Genomic DNA, 7,910 nt, shown 5'->3' on the forward strand with positions numbered 1-7,910 from the left:
GATGGTGACTGCGTGGGCACCGGACGGGAAGGGCAAGCGTACCGGCCCCTCGAGCGAAGGCGGTGATGAAAGGCGCCACAGGTAGACCGAGTCCCCCATCTGGCCAACCAAGTAGTCACCGGCAGGCGAAAGCTCTAGGTAGTCCACGGATGCGGGCATGGCCATCGGAGGCGTCAGGAACTCTGGTTTGGACTTAACGCCACTCGTCGACCACCATTGCACCTTCCCGTCCATCCGACCGCCGAAAATCCAATCGCCGTGTTCGCTGATGGCAAGCGACGAGACCTGCGAGACGGTCGATGCGTTGGCGACGTCCTGCGACTCGCCAGTCTTTCGGTTCCAGCTGATGAGCTGGTCGTCCCTTGTCACCACCGCCAACCGGGAGCCGTCTTTGGACACCGCCATCGCAGTCGGCACCCCGGTCACCTCGTAGCTGCGAACAAAGGACGGTTCCCTGAACACGCCCTTGCCCACGCCTTGCAGGATCTCGGCCGGCAAGGACCCCGTACCCGCACTCCGCTCGGCCAGGTTCCACGCGGCCAGCAAGTAGCGCAACGCGGAGACGTCGGCACCGCCGATCGTCGACTGCAGCCKCGTCTCGGCGTTCTTCGTCAACCGCACTTGCGTCGACTGCATCAGTAATTTCTTCGCTTCCTGGCGATCGACCATGGAGCGAGCCAAAAAGACGGTCGACACAGCAGTTGTCACAACCAGTGTGACCAGAATGAACCTCTTCTGCTGCCTGGTTCTGGCACGTGCGCGCTCGCTGGCCGCGATCAGTTTCTCGACCCGCTCCCAGCCGCCGCCATATCGTTCAGCCCACGACGTGTTACGGCTACCTAGTAGCTCTCGACCGGCACCTGTGGTCGCCGAGGACACAGGATCGCTGTTCGAGTTCTTCTCGAACGCATCCGTGGCCACCAGCAGCGCCTGCCAGACTCGCCTGTCCTCGGCTTCTTGGGCCAGCCAACCCGTTCGTCCGTCGCTAATTCGATTCCAGGAGCGAATCAAGGCCTCGTGGCTGATCTGCACCAGATCCGGTGCGCCCGAAGCCCCTTGCGGCACGAGAAAGCAACCGGGTTCCTGGCGGAAGTGTTCGACGATCGTGCGGACCATCGGCGCCTGATCGCATTGCGGCGTATCTACTTCCTTGACCAGCGCTTCGAAGGTCAGTGGCCGCCGCACTCCGTAGCCGGCCTCGGTGACCTTTGTCAGTGCGCGAAACACCCGCTCAATGAGCGGCGCGAACGAACTGTCTTGCCCCTCAAGCTCGCGGGCCACTTCGTCAGCGTGACCCGACAACATGTCTGCCAACCCGCGGACGGGATACGAGCAGGGAGTCAACCGCCACGGTTGATCGTTCTGCACATGTAGCGCCCGATGCATGTACATCAGTGCATGCTGCACCAGAGGCAAGCCATCACTCCGTGACGCATCGCTCGCGAGCCTTTCCGCGAGTTCGCGATCCACGAAGCCGCCATACATGGAGGCAGGCTCCCGGATCGATCGGAGAAGGTCCTCGAATGCCATCGGTGGCAGCAGATACTGATGCTTGTTAATGGCCTCCGCGAGTCCGCGAAAGCGTGCGCATACCCCCATGAATTCCGTGCGCATGGTGAGGGCCACATACAGACCCCTCGGCGGCTCATTCGACAGAGCCACCAAGAACTCCACGAGCAGACTCGCCTGGATGGACGCAGCGTCGCCCGAAAAATCCAGAAGCTCTTCGAACTGGTCGATGAGGATGCACAGGTTGTCCGACTTGTCTTGCAGCAACATGGCCGCCAACGCGGTTGGTGCGCGATCCCCCAGATTGAGTGCACGGCGAAATTCGATCCACCTGTCCGAGTCTTTCTCGCCAGACAACTCCTTGGCGAGGTTGTCGAGAACGCCGCCGGCAGGCTGCACTGCGCAGGTGCGCCACCGTGTCCGGGTRCGGGCAACCTCGTGCTTCAGCCTGGGCAACACCCCGGCCCGAATGGTGGAGCTCTTTCCGCAGCCCGAATCCCCGTGGACGACCACCAGATGGTTGAGGAGCAGTCTGTCGACGATCTGGTCGACCATCGTCTCGCGCCCGAAGAAGATCGACCACTCGGACTCGTTGAACGGACGCAGGCCAGGATAGGGCGACGGCGGAAGCTCGAATCCCGACAAGTGCGCCTCGTCGGCCCAAACGGACGCGTTCGTCATGATGCCAAGACGCTTTGCGCGACCCCCTCCAACCACTTCTGCACGCAGGTCGCCGCTTGCCCCGGGGCGACGTCGTACCAGTCAGACCTGAGATTTCTCGCGAGCTGCTTTCGCCTCGCGGTGGCGACCGACTCGCCGGAAGTGTTGAATACGGCGCAAGGCAGAAGCGTGCCTGACATCGACCGCGCGGACTCCCTGTCGTGCTTCCCGATGACCAGCAGGTCGGCCTCGATGGCCAGCCCGTTGTGACCGCCGACAAGGATCAGCGCATCGGAGCCTGCCAATGCCTTTACCCTGTCGTCGCGAGACTTCTTCGATTCCACTATCGGCGTCTCGACGCTGTCAGGCTCGGTCGGCACGACGATGTATCTGTCGCTGCCGATCCCATCTATTTCGTCGCAGATCCGCTTCCACGAATCAATTTCGTTCGACCTTCCATAGACGTAGAGTGTTTTCTTCTCACTGCGTGACGCCAGCCGGCGAATCTCTTCGAAGGCCTTGTCTGCGCGCTCTTTCGCGCCCTTGAGCGTGTCGAGCCTGCTCGAAATCTTGGCCGCCAGGTCCAATGCCTCCCTTTTGAAAGTCGAACCCAAGCTCGTGATGTCGTCGGCCCAGCCGATGGGGCGACGAAACTCGCCTAAGCCTTCGAAGAACGGGTGTGCGAATCGGCGTTTTCCTGCGCTGTCCCTGAATTCAGCGGGCCACGAGTCTTCCAGCGAGGCTTCGGGCCAGATCTCCACGATGGCGACTCGGTCCTCGCGAGGCGTGGGCGCGGCAATCGGTGTGTTCCACCACCACTGGCGTTCGTTCTTGCACCAGTCGCCGGCCTCCCTCAGGTATTGAGGTGACATCAGGACTAGCAGAATGGCCGATCGCTCCACATGCCACTTCAGCTCGTCGGTGAGCCTCGCGAACGGCGGGACGTGCAGACCTTCCCGCCCCGGGCCGTCCAGCGCGTCCATGAAGACAGACAGGGCGTTGGTGTACTTGCTCTGGTAGCGCAACTCGGTCAGAACACGTCTGATTAGGGCCAGCGACCAATTCTTGAGGTCACCGGCGTCGATCTTTGCGCCTTGCGAGTAGCTCACGAACAGGTCGTGGGTGAACGGATCGCCGATGTACGACACGTAGGCCCCCCGAACTCATCTTTGAAGAGCTGATTTATGCACCCGTCACCTCATCTCTTGCATCCTTTGACTTGGGGATGACTCACGGTACGACCGCGGTGCACATCCTTGAGCGCGACGAAGAAAGGTCAACACACCACGGAAGACCGCTAGAAGAGTTCCTGCTGGCCTGAAGAGGTTCGAAGTTCTCGGCCGTAGATTTGGTGCATGCCACTGCGAAACTCCGCAATGCCACCGTAACTCGGGTGCCGGACGCAGCCTACTTCTATGCCGAACGACTTCGCGTAGATCGACGCGTCTTGACCGACGCAAATGATTCGCTTGATACCAAGCCAGGCTACCAACTGCCGATTGAGTTCGGAAACAGCTGCGAGCTCTCGGGCCGAAAATCTTCGGTTGCTCAGCTCGGAACCGGGCTCGTGTGGGTGAAATGGAAAGACATTCCACAACAGCGGGGGCTGCTTAAGTCGGCCCAGAATGGACCAGATCTCTGCCGCAGTGCGCTCTGCAACTGCAGGGCCTTTGGTAGCTTTGGCGGGATCGGCGCCCGGGTAGAGCCTCCCAAGATGTCCAAGGTGAAGTTCGTCGGTCAAGGCCAAGCCTGTCCGTCTACCTCCACGGTATCCCAGATCTCGGCCCATCCAGATGGTGTCCGTCTTCAGGTCGCGGATCACTTGCAGATAGCGACGCAGGTTCCTCCGGCGCACCGCAGGCCCATCCGCTAGATCGTGGATCGAACAGCGGTGACGATAGGGATTGAAAACGCCTGCAAGCTCAACGTCAGCGAGCGCGTCCACGAAAGCACGCGGGGTCATGATTTTTTTTGGCTATCTCGTGGCGGAGTGCTATTCGACCGCACCGCTTCCATAGGCAGCGGTGTCCGCGCACTCGAATGTCAAGGTCCTATTGATCAAGTCCACGTGGACTGTGCCTCCACCGGCTTCGCGCAGCTGTCGGAACACGTGGAAGCCATCGAGGATCGCTCGCTCCCATTGCCACATAGGACAGTCTGCGACCTCGTAGCCCTCCACCATGTCGATCACTTGCTTCAACATGTTGTAGTCCAGCCGCCCGGTCGCTGTGTCGCTGAAGTCATCGCGCCGGTGCGCGTGGTTGAAGATCCAGGTGGCGATGCCCTCCTCGATGATGATTGCTCTAGCGCCATCTTGGTTTTCGTCGACGTCGGGATCGCTCTTGCGTTTCAGCTTCAGAAGCGCACGTATCACTGGCGACCAACCGAGGTGAACAAGGTAAGCCAAATGGAAGACGTCGTGGAAGCGATAGCCGTCCGACTCGGTCCGGTTGTCGGTGAGGCGGTCTCCAATGTTCACACCGCGCATTTGTTGAACAACATATGGTTTTCCGCCAAGGGTCAACAGCTGGATGAACCGCATCGAGAAGTTGCGGGGAAATTGTTCTAGGGGTGATCGACCGTCATCAAAGAGCTGCGTGTGTAGTGTGCCCTTCGGCGGCCATCTCGACTCGATCTTCCGCAGATTCCCGTTCGCAATGTCGGTGAAGCGTTGGCCGAAAAGAGCTCCAACGAGCACCATGTCGGCGAGGATCTTGCAAAGCATCTGAAGCGGAGCTCCGGCGGCAAGATCCTTCTCGACGCTTTCCATGAGTAAGCGACCGGAATCGATGCCGAGCTGTCGCAGTCTGGTGAGCTTCTCTTCGTCTCTTAGCTGACTCCGGCTAAAGGCGACAAGCCCGTCGAACTCGTCAAACGCGATATTGCCCTTGCGCTCGTCGCACTTGACGCCAAAGTGCTGTTGCAGCTCAACAATTGCCCCTGCGCCGATCTCCTGCAGGGAGGACCCGCATTCCACGGCCGCAGTAGTGAGATACCAGAGAGCGTCACCCAGCTCCTCTCCTATGCCGTGTAGGTCAGCGGGTTGAAGATCTCGATGCGACTTCTTCACGAGAGCAAGGACGGTTCCGATCTCGCCAAAGAGGCCGAACCTCAGTTGGTCCAGGGCGGTGTCCTTGCCGCGAAATTGATTCGACGCGCAAGCGYGGTCTTGATATTCGGCGAGCGTGAGCTGGTGCTCGGAGCACTTGATCGTTTTCAACTTCGCTTCCTTGTGGCGGCGTCGGCTACCGGTTCGCCATCAGGTCGTGCATTCGGTTCCTGTAGGCGATGAGCCGTTCATTCACTATCTTCAAGTCTTCGGTCAGTTCCACGAACTCAGGAAACTGCCTTTGAATCTCCTGCGGCGCTGTACTGCCAAAGTCTTCCTTCTTCGCCGCGTGCTCATACCAACGCCGGAATCGTGCCTGCCACTTAGTCAAGTGAGGGCGAAGGCCTTCGTTAAGAACCTCAATTGATAGCCGTACGATCTTTGCGGTGGAGTCACGTTGATACTTCCTGACAGGCACGTCCTTGATGAGCTCGCGAGTCACAGAGAAGAAGGTATGCCACGAGTCATAGACTTCGGTGATCACATCCTGTTCGAGGTCAATCGGGAGACCAATCTTGCGGGTGCTCAACTCAACCCAGATCTTGTAGGCAATCTGGCGGTCATCGTCGTTTGGCTTGAGCTTGATCTTTTGTTGGCCCAGGCCGAACTCAGCCTCATCGAGTTCGAAGTCCCTGCTTCTGCCAACCGTTAAGTGCCAGTAGCGCCATAGGACTCCAACAAGCACGACAACGGCGAGACCACCGGTCGTCAAGCCGTCAACGTAAAGCGATACGTCGAACTGCTTAGTAACACTAAGCGAGACGAGCGACCCGGGCTGTGCGGTCGTGGAAGGTCCACTGGGCGGGACCAACGTGGAACCTGAGGCCACAAGCGACGGCATTGAAGCTGCAGGACTAGCCGCGGATCCGTTGGGCGGTGACGCCGAACCGGATGGCGCGCCTTGAGGTGATGTCATGGTTGCTGCTTGCTCCAAGTTGCGCTCCGGCGTTCCCACCGATACGGAGTCGCCAGATAACCTCGCACTGATAATGCTTCGAACCACGCCACGAATTGGCTGACAAACGCGCTGCTGAAGTGGCGCCGGTATCCGCGTTTGATGAGAAGCGTCTCGCCCTCGAAGTCCAAGAAGTTCTGGGGGATCTCAACGGCCCTACTGCCCCAGTACGCGAAATGGCTGCTGACCAGCACGCCCAGCGATTGCGTATCGTTAGCAATGTTCTTCGGGTTAGAACTTCCGTCTGGCAGACTGTGGTGAGAGTCGGCTTGGATCCAGTTGCCAGCAGCGTCACGATGGTAGATGTTGTCGCCAAAAAGTTGCTTGACGCTACCTATCCTCGACGGCTTCTTGTTTTGGAAGCGTAGGTCATTCCAATACGCGTCGTAGATCAACAACTCGTCTACGCGCATCACGTAGACCAACTTGGGCGTAGGGCTGTCTTCAGCGGACGCGATCCCGGCAATCCAGTCTCCGACGTGGGCTCGCTGCCGAATCTCTGGCTTGCACGTCGCTAGAGTGCAGGTGCCCCCGAACGGGTTTGGTGCGAATCCGTAGTCCCGCGCAACCACGTAGGAGAACAACCCCATCGCGCGGCTTAACAGGAATAGTGTTTGGTCTGCCGAGGGGGAGTTGGGCTTCCGTCTGGGTGCTCGCGATTGTTGATCCGTCCTTCGATTGCGTCCCTCACTCGCTCGCCTTGCCAGCCCACCACAGCATCAGCTAAGCGATCCAGCGCCTCAGGCATGTCGCACTCGGACTCTCTATGGTCCCAGACACCAACGATGCGCTTGCCCAAGCGCTCCGCGCACTCGATTTCCCATTGAACCCACTTGCTGTCACGAGTTTCAGGCGAAATAAGAACAACAAAGACCGATGCCCACGCGATTCGAGGCGTCAGGATCTCGGACTTGATGTACTGCTCGTTGGACGCGTCGTTGGGCTTGTCGCTGTTGATAGAACCATCACGGACCTCCATGCCCGATGCGCTCAGCAGATCCTTAAGAGGCTTCAGTCGATGGTCATCCTCATGGATGTGGCTGACAAAGATGTGCTTGCGTTGCGGCTCGGTCATCACCTTCCCCCTCGATACTATTTGTAACATTAGCGCGAGTTTCTAGCTGCGTCAACACATGGGTTCGACTGGCAGGCAAGGAGTGCATGTAGGCCCATAGATTTGCGCGCGCTGACGCGAGCCGATGGTTGCGGCCGAACCCAATCCTTCTTGTCTAGAACGAAATCCAAGACCGAAACCCGACATCGGCCACAACGCATCGTTGGCTTGCTGCTTGCATCACTACACATGGCCGGCCCTATTGGATGCATACGGCTGGGCGCGGAATTGCAATCGCGTCGAGAGAAGTCCGCCGGAAGCCGCCAGTTTGTCGGCGCGGGGTTGCCACTTACTGGTCACATGACCAATAATGCCGCATGGCACGCCCCTCCCAAGGCATTGACCAGGCCCTTCTGCGCAGCGGCCTGGCGCTGCTGCCCCAGCTCGGCTGCGCCGGCCTGTCGGTGCGGCGGGTGGCTGAGCACGCGGGGGTCAACCCGGCGATGTTTCACTATCACTTCGGCAACAAGGCCGCGTTCTTGCAGGCGGTGCTGCAGCAGCTGTACGAGCAGATGTTTGCCAAGCTGTCGGCCGGTGCCACGCGTGAAGGGCCGGTGCTGGAC

General features: G+C 59.5%; 8 protein-coding genes. 1 reads left to right on the forward strand and 7 read right to left on the reverse strand.

What is annotated here, in order from left to right:
* The 7 genes from AC1DYI_RS21085 to AC1DYI_RS21115 all read right to left on the reverse strand — a co-directional run.
* Window positions 1-2,190: nSTAND1 domain-containing NTPase (locus AC1DYI_RS21085; RefSeq protein ID WP_477206092.1), on the reverse strand; the 2,190-nt coding region annotated here is incomplete at its 3' end.
* The gene (locus tag AC1DYI_RS21090; protein ID WP_477206093.1) at window positions 2,187-3,317 is read right to left on the reverse strand and encodes a TIR domain-containing protein; all 1,131 of its coding nucleotides are present in this window, start codon (window positions 3,315-3,317) and stop codon (window positions 2,187-2,189) included. The genes AC1DYI_RS21090 and AC1DYI_RS21085, both read right to left, overlap by 4 nt.
* A gap of 149 nt (window positions 3,318-3,466) precedes the next feature.
* Window positions 3,467-4,114, reverse strand: coding sequence for a uracil-DNA glycosylase (locus AC1DYI_RS21095; protein ID WP_477206094.1), 648 nt, complete (start codon window positions 4,112-4,114; stop codon window positions 3,467-3,469).
* Window positions 4,115-4,162: 48 nt separating this feature from the next.
* A complete protein-coding gene (locus AC1DYI_RS21100; protein WP_477206095.1) occupies window positions 4,163-5,389 on the reverse strand; it encodes a nucleoside triphosphate pyrophosphohydrolase family protein in 1,227 nt (408 codons plus the stop codon).
* A gap of 25 nt (window positions 5,390-5,414) precedes the next feature.
* A complete protein-coding gene (locus AC1DYI_RS21105; RefSeq protein ID WP_477206096.1) occupies window positions 5,415-6,119 on the reverse strand; it encodes a hypothetical protein in 705 nt (234 codons plus the stop codon).
* 71 nt (window positions 6,120-6,190) lie between these two features.
* A complete protein-coding gene (locus AC1DYI_RS21110; RefSeq protein ID WP_477206097.1) occupies window positions 6,191-6,823 on the reverse strand; it encodes an Nmad2 family putative nucleotide modification protein in 633 nt (210 codons plus the stop codon).
* Window positions 6,824-6,831: 8 nt separating this feature from the next.
* Window positions 6,832-7,308, reverse strand: a complete 477-nt coding sequence (locus AC1DYI_RS21115; protein ID WP_477206098.1) for a TIR domain-containing protein — start codon at window positions 7,306-7,308, stop codon at window positions 6,832-6,834.
* A 356-nt stretch (window positions 7,309-7,664) separates the two neighbouring features.
* Here AC1DYI_RS21115 and AC1DYI_RS21120 point away from each other — a divergent pair.
* Window positions 7,665-7,910 (forward strand): TetR/AcrR family transcriptional regulator (locus AC1DYI_RS21120; RefSeq protein ID WP_477206099.1); only part of this gene is annotated, 246 nt, incomplete at its 3' end.

This window comes from Ideonella sp. P3_A4 (assembly GCF_056403075.1).

Bases quoted from the DNA above. Each gene is read 5' to 3' on its own strand.
- AC1DYI_RS21105 (WP_477206096.1), bottom strand. From the start codon at position 6,119: ATGCCGTCGCTTGTGGCCTCAGGTTCCACGTTGGTCCCGCCCAGTGGA.
- AC1DYI_RS21110 (WP_477206097.1), bottom strand. From the start codon at position 6,823: ATGGGGTTGTTCTCCTACGTGGTTGCGCGGGACTACGGATTCGCACCA.
- AC1DYI_RS21115 (WP_477206098.1), bottom strand. From the start codon at position 7,308: ATGACCGAGCCGCAACGCAAGCACATCTTTGTCAGCCACATCCATGAG.